This window comes from Paenibacillus sp. FSL R5-192 (genome assembly GCF_000517845.1).
GTDB lineage: Bacteria > Bacillota > Bacilli > Paenibacillales > Paenibacillaceae > Paenibacillus > Paenibacillus amylolyticus.
The window spans coordinates 14,796-39,484 of record NZ_ASPR01000078.1; the positions used below are offsets into that span (position 1 = coordinate 14,796).

The following is a 24,689-nucleotide window of genomic DNA, read 5'->3' on the forward strand; positions in this document are numbered from 1 at the left end:
AATTCATCCTTACACTGAAACGATTGAGGTTCACGTCGCTTTAACCGGATATGGCGATGCATTGTTTTACGGAGCACTCAACACACACCACTTTGTACCGGGACAGTCGCTTAAGCAGCGATTGTTCGCTTGGCATGCGCCTTCCTTCTACGGGACCGAACTGGAAGTTCGGCAGATTGAGGAGATTGAGCTGGTTGTTCTGCCTGCGGAAGAAGTGATTCCCTTTTTTGCCGAGATGCATACGCTGCTTCATATTGAATGGAAGTGGGACGAGCAAGCGGAACATCTGATTCGACTAGCTCCAGCACTGGCATCCTCCATAGAGAAACGAAAATACGTACCTAGCTTCGAGGCATACCGTGCAGGACAGCTTCAGTGGACCTGGGACCCGGATAGCTTGAAAAAGCAGGATCGGGCATCGCTTACCAAAGCGATTCAGCAAACGGACGAGAGTTATGCCGAAGGACTTGGGGCGGCCTATTCCGCCTTTGTATTCCAGCGCTGGTACAGTTCGGAAGAAGCTGCAACGGATCTGCGGCGTGAATTCTCGCAGTTGTTCCCAGAGCGTGGCACTCTACCCAAGACAGCCGGGATGGATGCTCAGTCCTGGCTCGTATCCATTGGCTGGAAAGCAGATGCCGCACCATTCAGACCCATGCTGCAATTGCAGGAGCCGGACGAGGATGAGCCATCTTGGCGGCTGCGATTGGTGTTGCAGAACAAGCTGGATGCCGCTGTATTGGTGCCCGTCATGCTGGATTCACGGGGCAGACTTGAAGGTGAATGGCCAGAGGTATGGACACCGTTCATTCTGGATCGCTCGGCCGGATGGCTGGATCAGCTGCGTGCACATCTGCCGCGTCTTGGAAGCTCCATTAGTGGTAGGCGGGATGTGCTGAGTGATCCTTTGGGAGATCAGGAAGCCTGGCAGTTCCTGACGCAGGATAGCGGCAGGTTGCTCGCAGCGGGCTGGCAAGTTCTGCTACCTGGTTGGTGGGAAGCAGCCCGTAAGAAGAAACCAAAGCTGCGTGCTAAGGTGCAGCCGGAGGAAGGCAGTGAACGGGGACAGTCGTTCTTTGGACTGGACTCGATTATTCATTTTGACTGGCGAATTGCGATTGGTGACACCGATCTCAGCGAAGATGAGTTCGCCGACCTTGTTGCCCGTAATGAACGACTGGTTCGCTTCCGTGGAGAATGGGTTCCTCTCGACCCCGATCTGCTGGAACAGATACGTCGTGCCATGGGCGGTGTAGATCGGGAACAGGGACTCTCATTCCAGGATATTCTGCACCTGCATCTGCTGCACAATGAGCAACGGGAATATCGCAACCAGAAATGGAAGGAAGGACAACAAACCGAGGAAGACCAGCAACCACAGGATGATCAAAACATTCGGCTGGAAGTAGAACTGAATGAGCACCTGAACGGGGTTATTGCACAACTCGGGGGCGGACAAGGCGGCGCACCTTCCCTGCCCATTCCGACAGGGCTTCATGCCGAGCTGCGATCGTATCAGAAGGAAGGTTTTGCATGGCTTGGTTTCCTGCGCAGATTCGGACTTGGGGCATGTCTTGCCGATGATATGGGTCTCGGGAAAACCATTCAGTTCATCACGTATCTGTTACACATCAAGGATCATGAACCACGTAAGCCGGGACAAGCCCCGGTTCTTCTGATCTGCCCAACCTCCGTACTGGGCAACTGGCAAAAGGAAATTAGCCGCTTCGCACCCTCCATTAATGTCAGTCTGCATTATGGCGCACGCCGATTAAGTGGAGAAGAATTCCGGGATCAGACCGAGCAGGTGGATATTATTATCACGTCCTTTGCTACGGCTACACTGGATCAGGAGATGTTACAAACCTATACGTGGTCATGCATCTGTCTCGATGAAGCGCAGAATATCAAAAACGCCCAGACCAAACAGTCGCTGGCTGTCCGCAGCTTCCCTGCGAAACACCGCATTGCCATGACAGGTACGCCGATCGAGAATAGGTTGTCCGAGCTGTGGTCGATCTATGACTTTATCAATCCAGGATATCTGGGCAACGCCCGGGCATTCCAGACTCGCTTCATCAGTGCCATTGAAAAAGATAAAGATGAGCAGCGCATGCAGGATCTACAGCAATTGGTGAAACCATTCATGCTACGCCGTAAGAAAAAAGATCCCAATATCCAGCTTGATCTGCCGGACAAAAACGAGATGAAGACTTACATTCACCTTACGGGCGAACAAAGTGCATTGTATGACCAGTCCGTACAGGCCCTGATGGATAAAATGAAAGAGCTGGAAGGCATCAAGCGCAAAGGTGCCATTCTATCGGCGTTAACCCAGCTCAAGCAACTGTGTGACCACCCTCTGCTGTTGACCAAAGAGGCTTTGCCTGAGGAACTGCCTGAAGACGGCGCATTAACATCTGCTTATGACGTGTACAGTCCGCAAGATATGGCGATGCTGATTAGTCGCTCCGCAAAACTGGAACGACTGATGGAACTTGTCCGGGAATTGCGGGACGAAGGCGAGCGATGCCTTATTTTCACCCAATACATCGGTATGGGACAGATGCTGCAACAGGTACTGCGTCAGGAGTTGCAGGAGCCTGTGCTGTATCTGCACGGGGGTACCTCCAAAACGGCAAGGGATCGTATGATTGAGGAATTCCAATCCCGTACATTGCCTGAGGATAAGCAACCTTCCGTCTTCATTTTGTCCATCAAGGCAGGCGGTGTGGGGTTGAATCTGACCGCAGCCAATCATGTCTTCCATTTTGACCGCTGGTGGAACCCTGCTGTTGAGAATCAAGCCACCGACCGGGCTTACCGGATGGGTCAGACCAAAGATGTTCAGGTGCATAAGTTCATCTCTCTTGGCACATTGGAGGAGCGGATCGACGAGATGTTGGAGAGCAAACAGCAGCTCAGCGATAACATCATCACAAGCTCTGAGAACTGGATTACCGAATTGTCGACGGACGAGTTGCAGGATCTGTTCACTCGGCGTCGTGACTGGTCGGGCTAACTTGGATTAGATGATATATATCATAAAAAAAGAGAAACACAAAAAGAGCGAAGTTTCGGAATTTGAATTCCGACTTCGCTCTTTTTGTATTGTTGCAGCAGTTAATCATCCGTTCTTAACGCATGTTACCGATGATGGATGATCTTGAGTCCTGCATTTTTTTGACAAAGTTTGTCATGACATCAAACGCTTCATTGCGCTTGTTGGACATGGACTGCAGACGAAGCATGTCCATCTGTTGCGAGTTGCTTGCAGCATCAATTTGACCTTTCAGCTTTTGAACAGCTGCTTCATCCCCGTTTTGCTGGGCTATCTGCAATTGAGAGTTCAAATCCGCGATCTGTTGATTACGGTTCTGTACTTCCTGGATTTGTGTTTGCAATTGCGCATCCAGCAATTTGGCGCGTTCGCTCTGAACCATCATCAAAGCCGTTTCGATATCCATACTGCTAATGTTGATAGGTGTTACGCCAGAGATGTTGGAGACTGAAACTGTGCTCGCTGAAGCTGAAGAGACGATGGATACTGCAGCAACAGCAGCAACCACTGTTGAAGCGAAAAATTTGCCTGAACGTTTCATGAATGTTCCTCCAAGTATATATGTAATTTGTACCAGTTTTTTGTTGGCATCTTCCGCCATTCTAAATCAAAAGAACTAGTTGTACAATCAAATTAACTTCAAATTTGAATTAATTTCGTTTCCCCTTACACACGCCTACCTCCGCTTACAATTTGAGTAAATTAAGCAGGGCATAATAAGTAAAAGTGCATTCTTACAGGCATATTTACTACGACTAGATTGTTCTTTACTCCTACGCTTGAAAGTCACATTGGAGATCGACGATACGCTCATGATTTTACTTTAGAAAATGGTTATGTTATATTTAATAATATATTTTACACAATTTAATTTTGTGATATTTATTATAAATTTATGTTATATATTTTACGGGAGGTTTTAATATGAAAAAGATACTGGTTGTTCTAACAAATGTAGATAAGTACGCAACAAAGGACGAGCCTACTGGCTTGTGGCTGAGCGAAGCAACTCATTTTATTGAAGAGTTTGACCATAATGACAATGTTCAGATCGATCTGGTTAGCCCTAAAGGCGGGAACGTACCTCTTGATCCGAAAAGTCTGGGCGACTCTCTGGATGAGAGCACCAAAGCCTATTTCGAGAACGAAATGTTCATGAACCAATTGAAAAATACGTTGAAACCTAGCGAAGTAAACGCGAGTGACTACGATGCAATCTACTTCACAGGAGGTCACGGTACAATGTGGGATTTCCCGGACAATGCCGAACTTCAAGAGCTTTCTCGTGATATCTATGAAAAAGGTGGCGTTGTATCCGGCGTGTGCCACGGGGTTACAGCCCTGTTGAATGTGAAGCTGTCCAACGGCCTGCTTTTGATCAACGACAAAACCGTTTCCGGCTTCACGAATGAAGAAGAAACATTGGCTCAACAAACCGAGTATGTTCCTTTCCTGCTGGAAGATGCTTTGAGAGAACGCGCTGCACAATATGATAAAGCTGCTGCCTTCAGTTCCTATATCACAACAGATGGCCGCGTGGTCACAGGACAGAATCCGCAATCTAGCAAAGCTGTAGCTGAAAGTGTTAAACAACTGCTGGGTCTGTAAAATAAACCGATCGATCCCTCTCCTCCCCCAGGAGATCATATAGATGTACAAAGCAAAACAGCACGTGATCCGTCATGACCTGACAGAACACATGCTGTTTTTTTCTAGTGATTTGTCGAAGCAGAAGCTTCCGTTGCTGTTCCTCCAGCCAAACGCTTCACGATGTAAGGCACGGTCACCGACGTCAGGATCACGGCAAACGCAATCTGAGCGATAGCTGTGTCTACATATGGTGCATACGCCGGATTGAACCCGGCAGCCATCGAAGGCACCACCATGGACAATCCAGCAACCGAACATGTCGCAGCCGCTGCGTAACCTGGTCGTCTTAATATCGTGCGATCGATTCCAATGAGCGGCAACATGCAGATCAGCAAAAATAACACCGTGACCAACAAACCGGACAGACTGGACTGAAATGCAATACGCAGATCAATATTGGACCCGAAGCTGGTACCCAGGAAAGGCAGCAGAATCAGTGTTCCCGGAGCGAACATCTTCTGTATGTTGCTATCCAGGTTACCAAGCAGTATCCCGATAAAGAAAGGTACTAGCGTAGCAAGTACACTGAGATAATCGATACCGACACCGCTTGCCGAATTCAATATCATGACCGGAATAACCGGTACGGCGATCAGATTCAGAATGCCAAACGCAGCCCGATCCACATCATCTCCATATGTGTTCATCAAGGCCAGATATAATCCTGGATTACAACTGGTCAGAACGGCAATGAAGGCTACCGCAGAAACTCCCCCGACCCCACTTATGCCAAAAAAGTGCACAAACGCCCAGCCGAACAGACAGCTGATGAGGAGGCGTGAAATACAGAGCACCCCTGCTCTCTTCAAAGTCACCAGAAGCTGTGACAAGTTGAGCTGTGTTCCTGATATCAGTAAAATCATACCGATCAGCACCATGGTACCTTTCGATGTGAATAGCGCTGTTGTTGGATCTCCGATCTGAAAAAACGATGGAAACACAGTGTTGATGACCGCGGCGACCAGCATAGGAACAATCAGCAAGCCGCCGGGTATTTTTTTGATACGATCCAGAATGTTCATGGTGCGTTACAGTTCTGCTCCGTTGGTACGGATCACATTCTGATACCAGAAGAAGGAATCCTTACGATATCTTTTCAGCGTACCATTGCCATAGTCATCCTGATCGACGTAGATAAATCCGTACCGTTTGCTCATCTCGGAGGTCCCTGAACTGATCATGTCGATTGGCCCCCACATCGTGTATCCCAACACTTCGACCCCATCCGCAATGGCGAGTCCCATCTGTTCGATATGTTTGCTCAGGAAATCAATCCGGTAAGGATCGTTGATCGTTCCGTCCTCATTCAGTTTGTCGTAGAAGCCTGAGCTGTTCTCCAGAATAAAGACAGGTTTTTGATACCGATCATAGACGAGATTCAGCGTATACCGCAGGCCAATGGGATCAATCTGCCAACCCCACTCGTTAGCCGGCAGATGCGGGTTTTTATATACGCTGTGTACATTACCTGCCGTTAGTTCGAGTTGTTCGGTATCACTACTGGAAATCATCGAGTTGTAATACGACATCCCCACAAAATCAGCCGTGTGTGCGCGAATGCTATCCAGATCGCCATCCTCTATGTTCAACTGGATTTCCTTGTTTTTGAAATACGTTTTACTATAGTAAGGGTACTCGCCTTTATTGAGCACATCGAGATAGAACTGATTTTTCATCTGATCATCCTGTTGCATCTGGAGTGCGTCCTCCGGCTTGCAAGTGTAAGGATACGTTGTAAAATAAGCCACCATACTTCCGATCTGGTTATTCGGATCAATCTCATGTGCCATCTTGGTTGCTCTGGACGCAGCTACAAATTGATGATGAAGCCCCTGGAACAACATTTCTTCATAATTTGGAGCATCATAATCAATGATTCCCAGCGTTTTGGCCGATGCTTTCACGCTCATGTTGATCTCATTGAATGTAACCCAATATTTCACTTTGCCCTTGTAGCGATTAAACAGCACATCACAATAGTTCACATACAGATCGATCAGCTTGCGGTTATACCATCCTCCGAACTTGTCCATCAGTACAATTGGTGTATCAAAGTGACTGATGGTGATCAGGGGCTCCATACCCTGTTTAAGACATTCATCAATAACCTGATCATAGAACTCTAATGCCTTTTCGTTAGGAGCGGCATCGTCGCCACCTGGGAATACTCTGGCCCATGAAATCGAATAACGGAATACTTTGAAGCCCATCTCGGCAAACAAAGCGATATCCTCACGGAAGTTATGATAAAAATCGATCCCCCGGCGCTTCGGATATTTCACGGTATCCGGGTCATTCCTGGCCTCTTCAATCATCTCCCAATTCACTCTGATCTGCTTGGTCACTTTGCGGTCGTTCTTCTCGTTAAATTTCATCACTTCAGGGATGGTCAGACTCTTGCCGTCCACATTATAAGCTCCCTCGGCCTGACAGGCAGACAGTGCACCGCCCCACAAAAAATCTTTTGGAAAATTGGAATTCGTCATTTTAGTTTCCTCCTGTTATTACGTGTTATTAGGTCTTATTAAAAGTTTTATGGAATCAGCTTGATCAAAGGTTCACTCTCCCGGATCGGGCCGCTGGTCGCTGTAGTCAGCACATCTCCGTACTGTTGCATGTTGGTTACCACAATCGATGTAATGGTGTTATAGCCTGCTGATGTAATGCCCTCCGGATCAAAATCAACCAATAAATCCCCTGCCTTGATTGTCTGTCCCTGTTCGATATGGGTGTTAAAATATTTCCCTTTCAGACTGACGGTATCCACCCCGATATGAATCAGGATCTCGACACCATTCGCAGCTTTCAATCCGATAGCATGTTTGGTACGATATAGTGCTTCGACTACCCCGTCAAATGGAGCATATACTTTGCCCTCTGTCGGAACGATCGCAATGCCTTTACCCATCAACTCTTGGGCAAATGCCTGATCTTCCACTTCAGAGATCGGTTTGATCTCCCCTGTCATTGGACTAACGATAAGCATGTCAGAAGATGTGGATGTCTGTGATGATACGGACGCTGGAGTTACCTCTGTGGCAACGACTGTCTGATTGCTATTTACTTTATTCGTAGCTTGCTGCTTCGATTTATTTACATCTGTATCTTCCTTGATGCCCGCCAACAGCGTGAACACAAAGCCGAGTACAACTGCGGCAATACAACCAATAACGACATACATGTAACGATCAGAGGTATACGTGCCAATTGCCAATACACCTGGAAGTGAAATTGCATTCGCTGTTGTATGCACCAAGCTGTAGAATCCACCAACTAATCCACCTGCCAGACAACCTGCGAAAAACGGACGTTTGTATTTCAGCGTTACACCATAGATCGCCGGCTCGGTAATCCCGAATAAAGCGGTGAATCCACTCGAAGCAGCCGCTGACTTCATCGTTTTACTCTTCGTTAGGACAAACACACCAAAGGCTGCTCCAGCCTGAGCCAAATTCGCCGCTAGTGCCGTTGGTAACAACACGGTTGCGCCCAGTGTAGCCACTTGTTGAACCTGAATAGGCATGATGGCATAGTGCATACCGAACATAACCATGATCGGTTTGAAAAATCCAAGAATCGCACCAGCAAGAACACCTGCAGTAGAGAACAATGAGTTAATGCCATTCGTCAACCAGTCACCGATATATGATCCTACTGGGCCAAGCACGATCAGTTCCACTGGAATCATAATGAACAAAACAATCATTGGGGTAAGCAGGACCTGTAGAAACTTGGGAATCACTCGATTGACGATCGGATACACATAACTCATAATCCATACCGCCAAAATGATTGGAATGACGGAAGAGGAATATTTCATCAACAGAATCGGCATGCCGAGAAAATCAATACTATTTACACCCGTCTCAGCAATCTGAGCCGCAGCGTTCAAAATGGTTGGATGCATTAGTCCCGCAGCAAGAGCTACCGCCAAATAGGGATTGGTTTTGAAACGGTTTGCTGCACTGACAGCCAGGAAAAACGGCATGAAGTAGAAAATGCAGTCCCCGATCATGTTAATGATTGTTAGGAAACCGGAGCCTTCCAGGTAACCCATGGCAGTTATAACGGTAGCCAAACATTTGATCATCCCGCAACCAACAAGTGCTGGCAGAACAGGCGTGAATATACCTGCGATGGTTTCAAGCACTACATTGACGGGGTTACGTCTCTTTTTCGGCCCACTGTCTGTAGACTCCGTAAGCTCGCCAATCTTGTCAGAAGTTAGATTCTTCACTTCACTGTATACCGCGTCTACTTTGGCACCGATAACAACCTGAACCTGTCCACCGGAATTTTGTGCCTTGAGCACGCCTTCGAGCTGATCCAGCGCCTTGAGGTCTGCTTTGTTATCATCCTTTAATACGAATCTCAAACGGGTTGCACAGTGTGTCAGACCCGATATATTTTGCTCGCCGCCAACGAGATCAAGTACGTTTTTAGCCAAGTCTTTGTTGTTCATGACCCTTCTCCTCCACATGAATAAATTGGATATATAAAAAATGACCAAGCCGGGGAATCGTCATTCCCTACGCTTGGTCATGCCTGATCGAATCAGTAACAGTCCAATATGGATTATTCGGTTAGTTCCTTCACTAGTTCATTCCGTTGGTTCATTTGAGATCAATCGTTGAATATGCAAGATCAAATATAATTTTTCATCATCCGAACAGGTCCAGCCGTAATTATTTTTCAGGAAGTCAGCAATCTTCTCCACACAAGCCAGTTCTTTCGGAAACTTCTCCTTCACCATCAGGAAAAGCGATTCATTCTCATCCTTGAGCGACTTACCGCTCATCTGCCTCAGAATGAAATACCGGATATGTGTGGCAAAGCGCATGAAATGGATGGAATCCTCCTGAAAGTCAATTTTGAGCGCATATTTGATCACGGACAGGATCTCGCCCGTAACTGTAGTCACCTTGGTGGTATCCGTCATCTCTCCCGATCCAACCTGTGCATTAACAAAATGTAATGCAATCAGTGTTGTTTCGGCTATCGGCAGAGCAATATCCGTTTTTTCCTGAATCAGCTTCAGCGCAGCCTCCCCCACCCGGGTCTCGTCCGGATAGAGTGTCCGCACTTCCCATTCCAGTGGATTTTTGATACGGATGCCTTCTCTGGTTCGGGTTAATGCAAAACTGATATGGTCAGACAGGGTGAGAAGCAGATTCGGGTTAAATGTTTTATTCAGGATCTGACTGCCCAGCTTGATGACTTCCTCCGCGAGATAAATATCCTCAATCGGAATACTGTTCAGCAGGTCATACATACGGATGTTCTTCGGTGCTACAAATATTTTTTCCACCAAGTCCGTCTCCGTCAGCTCATAGGGCGTTTTCAGAAATCCGACCCCTTTACCTACGACAAAAACCTCTTCGTTATGTTCATTAATAGCGATGGCCACGTTATTGTTTACTTTCTTGATAACCTTCAATGTTCTCACCCCCCAACAAAAATAAAAAAAGACCGAAAGCGATTACAGTAAAGCAATCGAATTCGGTCATGCCTGGTTTCCCCAGTAACAGTCCGTGTTATGAATATAAGTTTATTATAGTGCTGTTTTCGAAAAAGTCAATCATCCAATCTTAGGGAAACATGCCTCTGCAAAGCAGATGAAAAAAACAAAGCGCTGTGGTACAATGAAGGAATTGTGTATTCACAGACAGACATGTGGGTAAAGGTGCTGAATCGATTGTGGATCAGTGCCCTTTATTCATGATTATGCTGCCATTCTAGGGAGGCTTATGGAACAACCATGCTCATTATTGGTATCGCCGGAGGAACCGGCTCCGGTAAAACGACGGTAGCTCGCTCCGTCATAGACCGTCTGGGATCAGGTAAGGTTACGTTTATATCCCAAGACAATTATTACAAAGACCAGTCGCAGCTCACACCTGAGCAACGCCGACTCACCAATTACGATCACCCGTTTGCATTCGATAATGATCTGTTGATTGAGCATCTCACCTTGTTGAAAAAAGGCCAAGCGGCATATGCTCCCGTATATGACTTCACCATAGATAACCGTGCTGCCAATGAGACGGTTGAACTGGCACCGAACCATATTGTCATTGTAGAAGGGTTACATGTGCTGATTGACGAACATCTTCGCAGTCTGATGGACATCAAAGTATTCGTTGATACTGATTCCGATGTGCGGATTCTACGTAGAGTACTACGAGACATTGAAGAACGCGGACGCACGATCCAATCCGTGTACAAACAATATCTCGAAACGGTAAAACCAATGCATGATGCTTTTATCGAGCCATCCAAAAAGTATGCCGATATCATTATTCCAGAAGGCGGACATAATGAAGTAGGTATTCAGATGTTATCCATCCTCACCGAGAAATACCTCACCGGGGAAAATTGGAACGGCGCTTAATTTACTGCAAGCAACACAACTGAAATCCAGATTACGATACAGCGTAATCTGGATTTTTTGTTGATTTTTCATTTATAATAATCCCCATAATTGAAAGGAGATCTCCCCCTATGGCTACTTTTGAAGAGTTCATGCAGCATGACATCCGGGTTGGTACCGTGGTGGAAGCCGAACCATTTCCAAAAGCTCGCATTCCCGCTATCAAAATGACGATCGACTTCGGACCACTTGGCCTGAAACGTTCCAGTGCTCAGATTACCCAGCGATACACGCCTGACATGATCATTGGCAAACAGGTCGTTGCTGTAGTTAATTTTCCACCTCGCCGGATTGCCGGTTTTGTCTCTGAAGTACTTGTGCTGGGCGGCGTGCCTGGTGAAGGCGATGTTGCCTTGCTCACACCGGATAGTCCATTACCTAATGGAACACCGATAGCCTGACTTTATTTTGAGTAAGAAGAATAGGGCTTTTCAAATGTTTGGAAATCGAGTATTCTTGATTTATTGATTATTGAATTGATTATTGAATTGACTATTGATGGAATTACATATGTTGGAGACCTTAAAGCATAAGGCTATGAATCTGCGGGTTCGTGGCCTTTTTTTGTGTTTTTTGAGGAAATATAGGTCTGGAGAAGTAGTAAGGGTTGAGCGGAGAGGAGGAGTTTTGTTGATAAATCATACCAACAGCCTAGTTATACATGGTAGAATATTGATTATTATTACAAATTTAGTATCTAGTAGCCTGAAAAGTACATATCAAGGAGAGAAATTCACAATTGAGAGGAGTAAGATTCATGAAAAAAATGATGATTTCCGGCGTAACGGCATTAGCTTTATTAACAGGGGGTATCGCAGGTTTTGGAGGTGTTGGGAGTTCTGTAGAAGCCGCACAAGCTACAACTAAATTCAAGGACGTTCCAGCTACACACTGGGCATCCGCAGCGATTAATTCAGCCGTGGAACAAGGTTATTTCAAGGGGTATGCCGACGGGACATTTAAACCAAGCTCACCGGTCACCAAAGCTGAAATGGCAAGTATCCTGGGGCGTCTATCCGACCAGCCGAATGCAACGACACAAGAACAAAACAATTTCACGGACATCCCCGAGTGGGCAAAAAGTGGTGTCTCTACTGCTATAGCAAAAGGTTTTATCAACCCTTCTAATTACAAGGGCAAATTGGACGCACAAGGCGCTCTTCAACGAGGCGAAATGGCTACTTGGCTGACGCAAGGACTAACCGTGGTTGATCCTGAGTACAAACAAGCACTCTCTGATGTGACGAACACCGTTGTGCCCGCAAAGGAATATTTCACAGGTAAACTCGCAAGCGCTCAAAAAAATGCAGTAGCCGTTGCCCTGGGAACAGGACTTATGAGTGTGGCAAACGATAAAACATTTGGCGTTGATCGTACCACCACTCGCGCGGAAGTAGCCGTATTGATCGCCCGTTATGCGGCAGTTGCCAAGACAAAACCTGCCGATTTTCAGGGTCTGAATGAGCTGCGGGCAGTGGGTTTGACGGGGACGAATTTGAATATTATTGCGCCATCGTACAAAAAAACACCTGAGAAAAAGGTTAATCCTAACATTGAATATGATTCTGTAACAGAGGATTTTTCAAAAATAAGAAATAAAAATCTCGTAACACTAACAAATTATTCCGATCTCAAAATCCACAATTGGATTGTTGTTAGTCCTTATGCAGTAGGAGCAAAACGGAGCATTTATTATCCCGTATTTGTTGATGAAGGAGTTATTACAACTTTACGAGGTGCCTATCACTCATTTGTCGAATTTGAATTAAATATTAAAAGTTCATCTATGAATCAGTTACAAGCTGGAAGTCTATTAAACTCAAGTGCTGTTGATCCTCTTCTTTCCCCAAAAACAAAAACTAGTGCTTCATTCGGAATACCGACTAATATTGAATATCTAAGGAATAAAGGATTTTTCACTGTCAAAGATCCTGTATTCTGGGGAGATGGACTACTACATTTCGATAAAGCTCTGATTTCTGCAATTACCCTCACAACTAAAGAGGGAGTTACATTTAGTGTAATCGATGATAAATAAGGATGGGATTATTTTGGCATTAAAAAGTAATTTAAGTCGCTTTCTTTTAGCAGCCTTTACAATAAGTGCATTATTAGCCCCCTTTTCAACGATTGAAGCTGGCGGAGGGCCAGGCACTAAAGAAGAAGTTAAACCATTTCACATGGAACCCTCAGGACCAGCAAAGTCCCAGAAGAAAGTTATTCCTCTTGAAGGAGAAGCAAAAACAAATCTTGGTATCTATATCTTTCAACTCGATAATTTGGATTGGAGGGTAGAAGGTCAGTGTAACGGCATTGATTTACTTAATGATAGTTCAACTAACCTACCTAGATCATCCAGAGTATGTGTAAAATTAGATCTCGATAAAGATGTATACAAACCAACAGAGTACAAAGATAAAAACAATGAGCAGCCCCCTTCATCTACAATAACTGAAAGATCAAAGAAACCGCACTACATGGACAACACTAGCTATTATAGAATTGGTGATCCAATTTTGATTTCTGTAGATGAATTCGATGGATTGAGCACCAAATTCCAAATGCAAGTTGGGGGCGCAATCGCCCCTACTGCATCAAGAGAGTATAATCCTCCGAAATGGTCAGCGGACTATATTTTCAGAACTGATCTTTATTGGAAGGCATTGGCTGAAATAACCAAAGAGATCAATCTTACCGCTGGCGGGCAGCTTAGCTTGAACCAGTCCAAACAATTGAATGCAACGGTCAAAACCAAAAATGGAGATGGAAACTTTGGTGCAGAAACCAATGTAAACAACGGTAGCGGTGGTACAACTACATGGGAATCCTCCAATCCTGTTGTCGCTACCGTTAGTAATTCCGGATTAGTCCAACCTGTCAGTAGGGGCACCACAACCATCACCGTACTGTGGAAGAAAGATGAATTTCAGTTAACTACCACTACAAACATTGGTGTTGAAGAGAATCCAGGTACTGGCGAGGGCGACGGTAACGGGGGCGGTGGTGGAGGTTGCACGCCAACGATTGGACCACCTTCTGCTGGAACCATCATGAGCATGAATGATCTTGATCCAAATGCCAACGGTGTTATCAAGTCAGATAACAGAGATAATGAAACATTCAATGTGTTAAAAGGAATCCCTACTTCCGAGTCACTCTACACAAATGCCTTTGCTGACAATTATCTGTTTAAACAAGCCTGGGCGAAAATGAGCGGTAAAGTTACATACAACTGTAATGTCACAATCTCGTACGACAGAGAGTGGACAGTACCTGGACCAGAGGAATGTGATGATGATGGTTGTACACCAGGGCCACCTGTACCCGCGAACGACACGGTACCCAAGCCATACAACTTCCAGATCACAAGAGACTACTCCTACTGGAAAATTAACAATCTGGAAGTATACAAGATCGCTAAAGCAACCATGAATAATTACGCTTTGCCCGGTGAGACCGTTACGATGAATCCAACAGGATACACACCACCAACACTAGAGTCTAAAAATGATGAAGCCGTAGAAAGCCATGTACGACCAGGACAAACCACTTCAATCTCATATACTCCACCCAAATTAACAGGTGGTTTGGACCAACCTCCCAGTGTGCCTGATGATACATCACGGTTAAAAGGGATAGCTGAATCCAACACACCTCAAAGTAAAGTGAATAATGATTTAGTGAAATTCAACAACACAACCATTATGAATGATGTGGAAGCAACCAAAGATGGCCCAGCGCCATCCAATATTCCTAATCCAACGACGATTGGGCGGGATGTGCTGTACAAACCGGGTAATATGATCAGCAATTCCCTGCTGAATAAAGCAAATACCACAAGCTCTGGTGAAATCTATTATGATTTGCTACCAGATAACGTGAATGGCGGTTCCAATAAAATATTACCGATTAACGGCATCAACACGGTCACGGTACACACCCCTGTCGTCAACTACGCCTGGGTATCGGATGATCAGCCGCATAATCAGAAAACCGTACCAGACCCAACCAGTGCTGCACTCATTCTGGAACGTCCGTTCATTGTGCGAATTCCCACATCGGGACAGCACTTGGAAGCAGCGAGTTATCCCGGTTATGGAAATCGGGACTATGCCAAATATTTTCGAATCAAACAGGTGCAATTCCCGTTTGATGTCTATAACGCTGACCGGAGTCAGTTTATCCCTGCCATGACATGGGTGGATATTCCGGTTAATCAACTGGATACCACATTCTACCTCCCTGTATGGGTAAACGAAGGCAAGTACCACATTGCATTCCGCAATATTGCAGAGAATGCACCTGCAAACTTTACCGAGCAACAGGATTCCAATACCAATCTGGCACATCATGTTGCAGCAGACACCGTACCAGTAGATGTTATCGGAAGGTTATATGATTTTCACGTCACTGATATCTCTGATTACAACTGGGAAAGTGTATTTCGCAAGCGGTTGGGTAGTCCCGAACCAACGGGCTATAGCTACTGGACCGGGATAAATAGCATTGATGGTGATCCGCGAGGTAACCTGGCTCCATTTGTATTGCCCATTCGACCGGGAAGCCACCCGGTACAGGGATTTGCTAACGCAACTGTGAAGACAGGGTACCATTTCAAGTTTGATCTGAAGACCAAGGGCAATATGTTTGGCAAACAGGATGGTATTCGAATTACACCCACTTTTGCTTTTGTGAGTAAAGACGGGTCCTCCCATCAAGAAGTGGATCTGTACTACCATCGCGGTCAGGAACGCCTGATCCGTATCGGATCGGTGCAGGATCTGGAGAAACGCTTTGTTGTCCTGAACTCACGTCTTCGAAATGTACCCGGCACAGAGTTAGGTGATACAGCACGTTATCAGTATACTTATGAACTGACAGCGGAAGAACGCAGCCAGCGTACGTTGGCAGAACATATGGTTCGCCTGGTCGATCAGACTTCTCATCAAAAAACATGGGTAGGTCGTTATGATTGGATGATCCTTTCCGCTCCGATTAGGACACTCATTGGACCTAAAACGGACATTCCTTCCGGGGTCAACGTGGACCGGGCCAATGCATCAATCCAGCGCTGGTACGGGGAGTACAGCTTGCCGGCCGATGTATATGCCGTACCAAAAGGTACAGATCTCGAACCCCTTGCCCAACAAAATCAACTGGATGAGAAATCGAATGTTTTTCTAAAGAATGGTTATATCGTAGTCAACTTCAACATGGAGAGCCTGCGGAATGGAAATACAGAGGCGCCCCATCTGCAATACATTCATGCACCACTGATGAATCAATGGCAGATGGAAGGTTTCAACAAAACGCCAACAGACAGTCAAGGTAGAAACTGGCCGCTGAAGGATGGCGACATTGTCTTTTACCATGCTGATCAGTCCAGCCGGAATGACTTCCAATCCCAAGTACCACACTAGTTTGAATCTCTCATGTCAGTACGACTGGCTAAGCAGATGTAGCCAACTACATGTGGACAGAAGAGTCTATATGCGGAGTACCTCTCCAAAATAGACTGACTGTCTTTATAGCGATAATCACCCAATGAAGCAATCAATAAATATATGATGAAATAGCCATGAAGTGCCAGACTGAGTACTATACAGCCTGCGCAAAACTATGGTGTACTGAATGACATAGGTGCACCGAACCACATACGATAAAGCATTCACAAGTGATTCCGGTGTCACATCCCAACTACACACAACATGCCTGTTATACAACAAAAGGGTTATCCTGAAAGTCATCTATGGACTTCTGGGGTAACCCTTCTTGCATCATTCTCTTTTTATAACCTTACTTAGACTATAAAGAAAACCCGCACATTAGTATTATCCTGACAGACTTTCTCCAGGAGACAGGTAGGTTAGCAGGAACGTGATGCCGAACAATACGACTACGAGTTGTAATAATCGTTTAACGATATATCTGCTCAAGTGCTCTAACGTCCTTCCCCAAAACTTTATTTATGTGCCATGATGTTCTTCATCCACAGCTCCGCTGAAAACTTATAAATTCTATCTAAAAAAGCGTCCATCTCCGTGTTACTGGATGAGGACGCCTTAAACAAACAGATTTTCAGAAAAAATCATGCTTTCTAAACACCTTCCTATCTCCCGTAGGGTACTACTGTGTTTCCTAAACCTGGCAGGTCTCCTGGCTCCAGAATCATCGTCACTTGCAGCTCCTTCCCGGCTTAAACCAGTGGATTATCGCTACTTGACTCCTCTGTTACAGTGGCGGGACCGCGCCGGTATAACACCGGACTTCCCTATTAAGCTTCCACCCTGACGGGCAAAGCACCAACTTCCACATATTCAATTACACTTCTGTATCAGTAACGCGGGACAACATTTAATGATCAAAACTTTTCTTTTAAATTTGAAGCACTAGGTGCGTCTAATCTCGATTTCTCGAACCCTTTGGAGACACACCCTTCACTCGCTTAAACATCTTGGAAAACAGTAATGGGTCTGTATAGCCGACAGAATGGGCCACTTCACTGACCGACAGCCCTGGATTCTGAAGAAGTCCGGCTGCCCGATTCATACGGTACTCCAGAAAAAAGGACTGTAGCGACATGCCATATCGCTCTTTGAACAATCCCGACAGATACGTGCGATCCAGTCCTACAGCTTGGGCAATATCCAGAATGGAGGTTCGCTGGCTGTACCTGTTCTCCATAAACTGCACCGCCTGCCGGATATACGTCTCTTTGTTCGAAAGGAGCTGCCCTATTTCTTCCTCTAAAGGAGAAGAAGAGATTAATTCTGCCATCAAGCGGTACAAGAGACTCTGATTCATCACATCGCCTCCCGGACGCGTAGAAGCCTGGACCATCTCCGTATACAACTTTTCCATCGTATTTGTATCATGGGCATTATATATCGGGTGCTCCGGGCTCAATTGGGCACGTTGCATGAATGCTTTGGCTTGTATGCCTTTAAAACCAAACCACGAATACGTCCAGGGCTCCTTCGGATCCGCCTCATAATGAATAAGTGTGTCCGGGAGAATGACAAAACCCTGTCCCTCGCTAAGCTTGTATTCCTGATCTCCCATGTACACGGTGCCCCGTCCTTCATGGATGTAATGAACAATGTAAGAATCACGTACACCGGGTCCCCAATAATGCGCAGGATCACATGCCTCCCACCCGAAAAACAACAACATCAGCTCCATCTGTGTCCAGCCTGCGGGAACCACATTCATCTCAATGCGACTCATTTTTCGCCCTCCATCCTGACTTCGTTCCGCTTACCTCTTCATTTCGTCTATTTATATTATAACAGCTAAAGTGCTTCCATATTAGTTGAAAGCGGGAACAAAAATGGGATTATGACATGTTTGAAAGGGGTTGAGCCATAGTTATATGTGCCGAATCGGCCTATAGTTGGGGTACAACATTTTTCAGGGAGGCTGAATTTAAATGAATAAAATTACATTTCTCGGTGCGGGAAGCACCGTCTTTGTCAAAAATGTATTGGGTGATGTCATGATGACCGAAGCACTGCAAGATTTTGAATTGGCATTGTTCGATATCGATGCTGAACGTTTGAGCGATTCAGAGCGTTTGCTGACCAGTCTGGCCCGTTCACTCGGAAGTCGTTGCGTTGTGAACGTATATCATGACCGCAAAGAAGCGCTACGCGGGGCCAAGTATGTCATCAACGCCATCCAGGTCGGTGGATATGATCCATGTACCATTACGGACTTCGAGATTCCGAAGAAATACGGATTGCGTCAAACAATTGCAGATACACTCGGTATCGGCGGAATTTTCCGTAATCTGCGTACGATTCCAGTCATGCTGGATTTTGCCCGAGATATGCAGGAAGTATGTCCGGATGCGTGGTTCCTGAACTACACCAACCCGATGGCTGTGCTTACCAACGTCATGAACGTACATGGTGGGATCAAAACCGTAGGATTGTGTCATAGTGTACAGGTATGTGTACCGCATCTGTTTGATGCACTGGGGATCGACCAGACAGGTGTTGTGGCGAAGATTGCAGGGATCAACCACATGGCGTGGCTGCTCGAAGTTACCAAAGACGGGCAGGATCTGTACCCCGAGATTAAACGTTTGGCGAAGGAAAAACAGAAAGAACAGCATGACGACATGGTTCGTTTTGAGTTGATGCAGCGTTTTGGCTATTATGTAACGGAATCCTCCGAACACAATGCCGAGTACCACCCTTACTTCATCAAACGGAATTACCCGGAGCTGATTGAACGCTTCAACATTCCACTGGATGAGTATCCACGCCGCTGTGTGAACCAGATTGAAGGCTGGAAAGAAATGCGTACCAAGCTGTTTGCCAGCGAAAATATTGAACATACCCGCAGCCGTGAATACGCATCGCATATTATCGAAGCGATGGAGACGAATAACCCGTACAAGATTGGCGGAAACGTTATGAACAACGGACTGATCACCAACCTGCCTCGCGAGGCTTGTGTTGAGGTACCTTGTTTGGTGGATGGATCAGGAATCAGCCCTACGTACATTGGGGATCTACCTCCACAACTCGCGGCATTGAACCGGACAAACATCAACACGCAACTGCTAACAATTGAAGCGGCAATCACTGAAAAAAAAGAACATATCTATCACGCCGCCATGCTTGATCCACATACAGCTGCGGAGCTGTCTATCGATGACATCGTAGCGATGTGTGATGAGTTGATTGAGGCTCACGGCGACTGGTTGCCAAAATACACGTCATAATACAAAAGCACCGTTTCCTTTGCAGCTAAAGGGGACGGTGTATTGTTCGTTCTATAGCGCTCACCCGCTGAAGCGTACATCACATCATTTATAAGAAACGCCCCGCTCCATTAAACCTTATTCTGCAGGAAGCAAAAAGCGATAACCAATGCCAGGCTCCGTTTGAATATATCGGGGATTCGTCGGATCTTCCTTTAATTTTTTACGCAGATGTCCCACATATACCCGGAGGTAATGACTGTCAGACTCATGATGATGCCCTCCCCATACTTGCTGCAAAAGCTGACGCTGAGTGATGATTTTCCCTGCATTGGAGGCAAGCACCTTCAGCATCTCATATTCCGTTGGAGTTAATTTGACCAAAGTCCCCTCCAGTTCGACCTGCCTTTGGGCCAGATCAATCGTGAGTAATCCGAAGCGTAGTATCGGCTCATCCGTCGTTTTGGCTACATGACGCAGCGCCACCCGAATACGTGCGACCAATTCACCCATTCCGAATGGTTTGGTCACATAATCATCTGCACCACCATCCAACGCGGCAATTTTGTCTCCCTCCTGATCCTTCGCTGTCAGCACAATAATCGGTACCTGTGACCATTCGCGAATCCGGCGAAGTACCTCCATACCAGACATGCCCGGCAAACCAAGATCAAGGATAATCAGATCCGGATGTATGATACTGGCCTGAATAACACCCTCTTCACCATCCCCACACTCGTGGAGTTCGAATTGGTGTGCCTGAAGGGTGACCTTGAGCAATTTGCGAATCTGCGGCTCATCATCGATCACCAGTATGCGAGCCCCTAGTGGTACGTTCATGTTATTCTTCAACCTCTCCTTGTTCTGAATAGGGAAACCGTGATCCGTGAGCCTCCATGGGGATGTCTATGCGCATTCTCGTTCCCCCGCCCGAATTCGGCTCTGCCACAATGGTACCTCCGTGGACTTCCACAATGCCTTTGCAGATCGCCAGACCAAGCCCCGTTCCTGTGACATGCTGAGTCGACTCTGAGCGATAGAACTTATCAAATATACGTATTCTTTCTGCTTCCGGTATACCGATGCCTTGATCAGCAACCATAATCGTCAATTGATTCGGACTTCTATCACTCGCCACAATGATGACAATCTGGGTCTCGTCGGGCGAATATTTGATGGCGTTGCTGACGATATTGACCAGCACCTGCTCCAGCAATACTTCATCTCCATAAATGAACACCGGATCATCAGGAAGTTCAACTTGAATGTTACGATGCGGACTGAATTCCCGAACTTGTGTCAGTACAACGCTGATTATATCTTCCAAGTCACACCATTTCCGGTTCAGTTGCAACATGCCGCTCTCCAGCCGAACCATACCTAACAGATTTGTGACGAGACGATTCATACGCAAGGCTCCATCCCGAATGTTGCCTGTTAATTCTCTCCGATCCTCGGGTGTAAAAAGCGTATCATTCTCCAACAATCCTGTAGCCGAGCCGATAATGGCGGTTAGGGGTGTACGCAATTCATGAGAGACAGAATCCAGCAGCGCTGTGCGTATGCGCTCTGATTCAGCAGTAATCTGCGCCAATCTGGCCTCTTCCGCCAGCTTCACTCGGGCAATAGCACCTGCGGCCAGTCCTCCGCATGCCTCCAACAGACGAAGCTCTTCTTGCTGCTCATGAATCTCGCCAGCGTCCATGCTTACGGCGAGCACGCCATGAATCTGCTCCTCTGTGCGTAGCGGCACATATAGCCCGAGAGATTCCCGCAATGTGGATGATCCTTTACCAGCGATCTGTCCGTGATTATACACCCATTTGGCAATGGCAATCTCCGACTCTCCATCTCCCCAGCCATCCTTTTCCCCTTCTGATGCGGGTGCAGAAGAGCTTGTAACCAGCAGATCACCCTGCCCATTCGGAAGATACACAGCTACTGGCTTACCCATGGTAAGCGATACTTGGGTTGCAATGTTAACCAGTAATGTATTCAGATCCGTAATAGCTGTCATCTGACGACTCAATGCGTACAGAGAGTTAGTCGTGGCCTCACGTGCTTTTACCATCTCCAGCTGTTGTCGCAATCGACCTGCAAGACTGGCTGTCAGGATCGCCACCGCAAGATACACAACAAAGGAGATGAGATATCTCAAATCCTCAACCGTGAAGCTCAGATATGGCGGGACAAAAAAGAAGTCAAACATAGTGACACTAAAACTCGCGGCATATACAGCTGGCCCCATTCCCCAATACACGGCACTCACCAGGACGGGAAACAGATATATAAGCGCTACATTAACCAAATCACCACTCATGCCGATGGCATGAAGCAGTAAAGTTAGCAGCGTCACCCCGAGGGTCACCCATACATATGCATATGCCGGAACCCTTTTCCCATGGGCTGCCCGCGTTTCTTTTTTTATTCGTTCAGACAAAATCCATTCACATCCCGCTCAGTTCATAATCATAATCTGCAACGATCAATACATCCAGATGTCGCGACAAGCGTACAAGTCGGTTGACCACCGAACCTGAGCCACGGTAGCCATTCAGCCACCACACCCGTCTTGCCTGCCCGACCACCAACTGGGTTGCTCTCGCCTCCGATGCCTTTCTTGCCAAAATCTCAGGTGCATCGCGCAGCCTTGGACTATGATGAATATGAAATTGACCACCAAGCCGAATCGTCAGCTGTTCCAACGCTTCCAGATGGCACTTCACTTCGTCACTCATGGACTCACCGATGTGGATATGATGTACATGCCAGATGGCTTTTAGACGATAAGCCATGCGGAATCCGCGCCGGATCAGCCGCTCGGCATGACGATCACTGCTTACACATACAAAGACCGCTTCCTGTCTGCGCCAAGGTCCTCGAAGTGCAATTTTGGCCTGCTGTGTTTCAAGCCGTTCATCGACATCGTCCGCCAGTTCGCGCAGGGCAAGTTCTCGCAAGGCAATCAGATTACCGATTTTGAAGAAATTCGCAAGGGCTTGCTCGACCTTGTCAGTTGCATAGATTTTACCCTCCCTCATGCGCTGCCGCAAGGCCTGGGGCGCGACATCAATCAACTGCACCTCATCCGCCATCTGAATGATCCGATCGGGTACGGTCTCGCGGACACGAACACCGGTAATATGTTCAACGGCATCATTCAGACTTTCGAGATGCTGTACGTTCATTGTGGTAATCACCGAGATGCCTGCATTCAGCAGGAGCAGGACATCTTCATAACGCTTTTGCCGGACACTTCCGGGCACATTCGTATGCGCCAGTTCATCCACAAGCACCACTTCCGGACAAAGTTGCAGAATACCCTCCGTGTCCATCTCTTCCAGACGAGTCTCCTGATAAACGCGCTTCGCGCGAGGGATCACAGACAGGTGACCCATCTGCTCCACGGTTTCCGCCCGCCCATGTGTCTCCAGCAAACCGATTTGCACATCGATGCCCTTACGGAGCAAATCATTGCCTTCCCGAAGCATCATGTAGGTTTTGCCTACACCTGGTGCGGCTCCGATATATATTTTGAATGTACCGCGCTGAATCTGGCCAATCTGTTCCTTCATTTCCTGCTCGCTTAGTCTGCGGTATGTCAGCGACTCCACATCGTTAACTTTAGCCGGAACCACACGTTCACCCTCCCGGGCCGCTCGATCAGCAACCAGAAACAGATCGACACCACGTAATCTGCGCAGCAGCGAGTTAACAACGGACCCTTGCCACAGTTCCTGCCAGCGTGTACGCCGGGAGTGTCCCATCACAATCCGGGTAATCTGGTGCTCCATGGCGTAACGCGCCAGCGTAGACGGGATGTTGCGACGGTGTAATACGGACAGTTCCTCCATATGGCCGCCAAACTTCTCCACCAACTTGATCATATTGCGCCGAAATACGGTTGCCTCCTTGGTTAATGGCTGCTTCATATTCCGAAAAACCACGGCGCACAGATCACCATTCAGCCGTTTGGCAATCTGTTGTCCACGCCGGATATAGATGGAGCCATTCCAATGATATTGCGTGGACACCAGAATCCGTTCCATGATGCCTGTTGTGACGGTAATTCCCATCTCCTCCCGATGCTCACGCAGGGATTCATTCACCCCTTCTGCAACCAATCTCAGGGCCAGTTCGCGCAGAATACCCAGATTGCCTTGACGAAAAACTGCTTCTCCCTCATGCCCCTTCAGATGACCTTCTGCCAGACGGCTCAGTATGGTTTCTGGTGTGACGTCTATCAGCTTCACTTCATCCGCAAGCTCCAATGTATCGGCAGGCACCGTATATTCTGCTGCGATGCCCGTAAGTTGTCGTGCCAGCTCTGTATAGCCTTCCAGCTCATACACATTCACCGTTGTCATGACACTGATGTTGTTTCGGAGCAAAAACTGAATATCCTCCAGCCGGGTAGCATACCGAGCACCTTCTCTGTTGCGATGTGCCAAACCATCCACCAGCACAACCTCCGGATTACGTGCCAATAGTGCATCCAAGTTCAGATCCTTCATCTCTACATCATCACTCTCGCGTAACCAGTGAATGCTTGGAATCCGTTCGAGTGCGCCAAGCTGTTCCACCGTTTCCGGTCTGCGCATTGTGGAGACGGCGCAGATGACCACATCAATGCCCTGCTCACGCAACGTATTCCCTTCTCGTAACATGTGATACGTTTTGCCCGATCCGCTGACTGGGCCGATGTAGATTTTGAGCGTACCCTGTTGCAGCTTCGTAATCATCTTCAACATCTCTTCCGGTGACTTGCGCTTGAAGCTGTCTTCCATCCGTCCTCTCCCCTTTCTTGTTAATGTGAAGATAAAAATGGAGAAAGCCCC

Annotated in this window: 16 protein-coding genes and 1 riboswitch; of the genes, 7 read left to right on the plus strand and 9 right to left on the minus strand. The window is 46.9% G+C overall.

Annotated features, from left to right (window positions below):
- Nucleotide 1 precedes the first annotated feature (1 nt).
- Nucleotides 2-3,022, plus strand: a complete 3,021-nt coding sequence (locus C161_RS28935; protein ID WP_156946190.1) for a DEAD/DEAH box helicase — start codon at nt 2-4, stop codon at nt 3,020-3,022.
- Between the two features lie 115 nt (nt 3,023-3,137).
- Here C161_RS28935 and C161_RS28940 read toward each other — a convergent pair whose 3' ends face one another.
- Nucleotides 3,138-3,602 (minus strand): hypothetical protein, encoded by a 465-nt coding sequence (locus tag C161_RS28940; RefSeq protein ID WP_051450029.1) that lies wholly within the window; start codon nt 3,600-3,602, stop codon nt 3,138-3,140.
- 383 nt (nt 3,603-3,985) lie between these two features.
- On the opposite strand from C161_RS28940, the gene C161_RS28945 reads away from it, so the two are divergent.
- Nucleotides 3,986-4,669: a type 1 glutamine amidotransferase domain-containing protein gene (locus tag C161_RS28945; protein WP_036674651.1), complete on the plus strand. Its 684-nt coding sequence runs from the start codon at nt 3,986-3,988 to the stop codon at nt 4,667-4,669.
- A 104-nt stretch (nt 4,670-4,773) separates the two neighbouring features.
- On the opposite strand, the gene C161_RS28950 is transcribed toward C161_RS28945, so the two are convergent.
- The 4 genes from C161_RS28950 to C161_RS28965 all read right to left on the minus strand — a co-directional run bounded on the left by C161_RS28950 (nt 4,774) and on the right by C161_RS28965 (nt 10,148).
- Entirely contained in the window at nt 4,774-5,733 is a 960-nt protein-coding gene (locus C161_RS28950) for a 2-keto-3-deoxygluconate permease (RefSeq protein ID WP_036674652.1), read from the minus strand.
- 6 nt (nt 5,734-5,739) lie between these two features.
- On the minus strand, nt 5,740-7,197 hold the full coding sequence (locus C161_RS28955; protein WP_036674654.1) for a glycoside hydrolase family 1 protein: 1,458 nt from the start codon (nt 7,195-7,197) through the stop codon (nt 5,740-5,742).
- Between the two features lie 47 nt (nt 7,198-7,244).
- Nucleotides 7,245-9,173 carry a beta-glucoside-specific PTS transporter subunit IIABC gene (locus tag C161_RS28960; protein ID WP_036674656.1) on the minus strand — a complete coding sequence of 643 codons (1,929 nt, stop codon included), beginning with the start codon at nt 9,171-9,173 and terminating at the stop codon, nt 7,245-7,247.
- A 138-nt stretch (nt 9,174-9,311) separates the two neighbouring features.
- Complete coding sequence (locus tag C161_RS28965) at nt 9,312-10,148, minus strand: PRD domain-containing protein (RefSeq protein WP_036674659.1); 837 nt, start codon at nt 10,146-10,148, stop codon at nt 9,312-9,314.
- A 321-nt stretch (nt 10,149-10,469) separates the two neighbouring features.
- On the opposite strand from C161_RS28965, the gene udk reads away from it, so the two are divergent.
- From udk to C161_RS28985, 4 genes are all read left to right on the plus strand, one after another.
- The gene (gene udk / locus C161_RS28970; RefSeq protein ID WP_017691162.1) at nt 10,470-11,102 is read left to right on the plus strand and encodes a uridine kinase; all 633 of its coding nucleotides are present in this window, start codon (nt 10,470-10,472) and stop codon (nt 11,100-11,102) included.
- 110 nt (nt 11,103-11,212) lie between these two features.
- Nucleotides 11,213-11,542, plus strand: a complete 330-nt coding sequence (gene csaA, locus C161_RS28975) for a chaperone CsaA (RefSeq protein WP_036674663.1) — start codon at nt 11,213-11,215, stop codon at nt 11,540-11,542.
- Between the two features lie 356 nt (nt 11,543-11,898).
- Complete coding sequence (locus tag C161_RS28980; RefSeq protein ID WP_036674665.1) at nt 11,899-13,179, plus strand: S-layer homology domain-containing protein; 1,281 nt, start codon at nt 11,899-11,901, stop codon at nt 13,177-13,179.
- 478 nt (nt 13,180-13,657) lie between these two features.
- Complete coding sequence (locus tag C161_RS28985; RefSeq protein WP_235193978.1) at nt 13,658-16,561, plus strand: DUF5704 domain-containing protein; 2,904 nt, start codon at nt 13,658-13,660, stop codon at nt 16,559-16,561.
- Nucleotides 16,562-17,270: 709 nt separating this feature from the next.
- Nucleotides 17,271-17,463, minus strand: a riboswitch (cobalamin riboswitch).
- Between the two features lie 77 nt (nt 17,464-17,540).
- On the opposite strand, the gene C161_RS28990 is transcribed toward C161_RS28985, so the two are convergent.
- A complete protein-coding gene (locus C161_RS28990) occupies nt 17,541-18,368 on the minus strand; it encodes an AraC family transcriptional regulator (RefSeq protein ID WP_051447426.1) in 828 nt (275 codons plus the stop codon).
- A 202-nt stretch (nt 18,369-18,570) separates the two neighbouring features.
- Here C161_RS28990 and C161_RS28995 point away from each other — a divergent pair, with 202 nt between their 5' ends.
- Entirely contained in the window at nt 18,571-19,872 is a 1,302-nt protein-coding gene (locus C161_RS28995; RefSeq protein ID WP_036674667.1) for an alpha-glucosidase/alpha-galactosidase, read from the plus strand.
- Nucleotides 19,873-19,989: 117 nt separating this feature from the next.
- Here the strand turns inward: C161_RS28995 and C161_RS29000 are convergent, their stop codons facing one another.
- Genes C161_RS29000 through C161_RS29010 form a run of 3 tightly spaced genes read right to left on the minus strand, consistent with a single transcriptional unit; the run spans nt 19,990 to nt 24,638 of the window.
- Complete coding sequence (locus C161_RS29000; protein WP_036674669.1) at nt 19,990-20,691, minus strand: response regulator; 702 nt, start codon at nt 20,689-20,691, stop codon at nt 19,990-19,992.
- 1 nt (nt 20,692) lies between these two features.
- Nucleotides 20,693-22,291 (minus strand): ATP-binding protein, encoded by a 1,599-nt coding sequence (locus C161_RS29005; protein WP_235193979.1) that lies wholly within the window; start codon nt 22,289-22,291, stop codon nt 20,693-20,695.
- A gap of 7 nt (nt 22,292-22,298) precedes the next feature.
- Nucleotides 22,299-24,638: a histidine kinase gene (locus C161_RS29010; protein WP_036674673.1), complete on the minus strand. Its 2,340-nt coding sequence runs from the start codon at nt 24,636-24,638 to the stop codon at nt 22,299-22,301.
- Between the last annotated feature and the right edge of the window lie 51 nt (nt 24,639-24,689).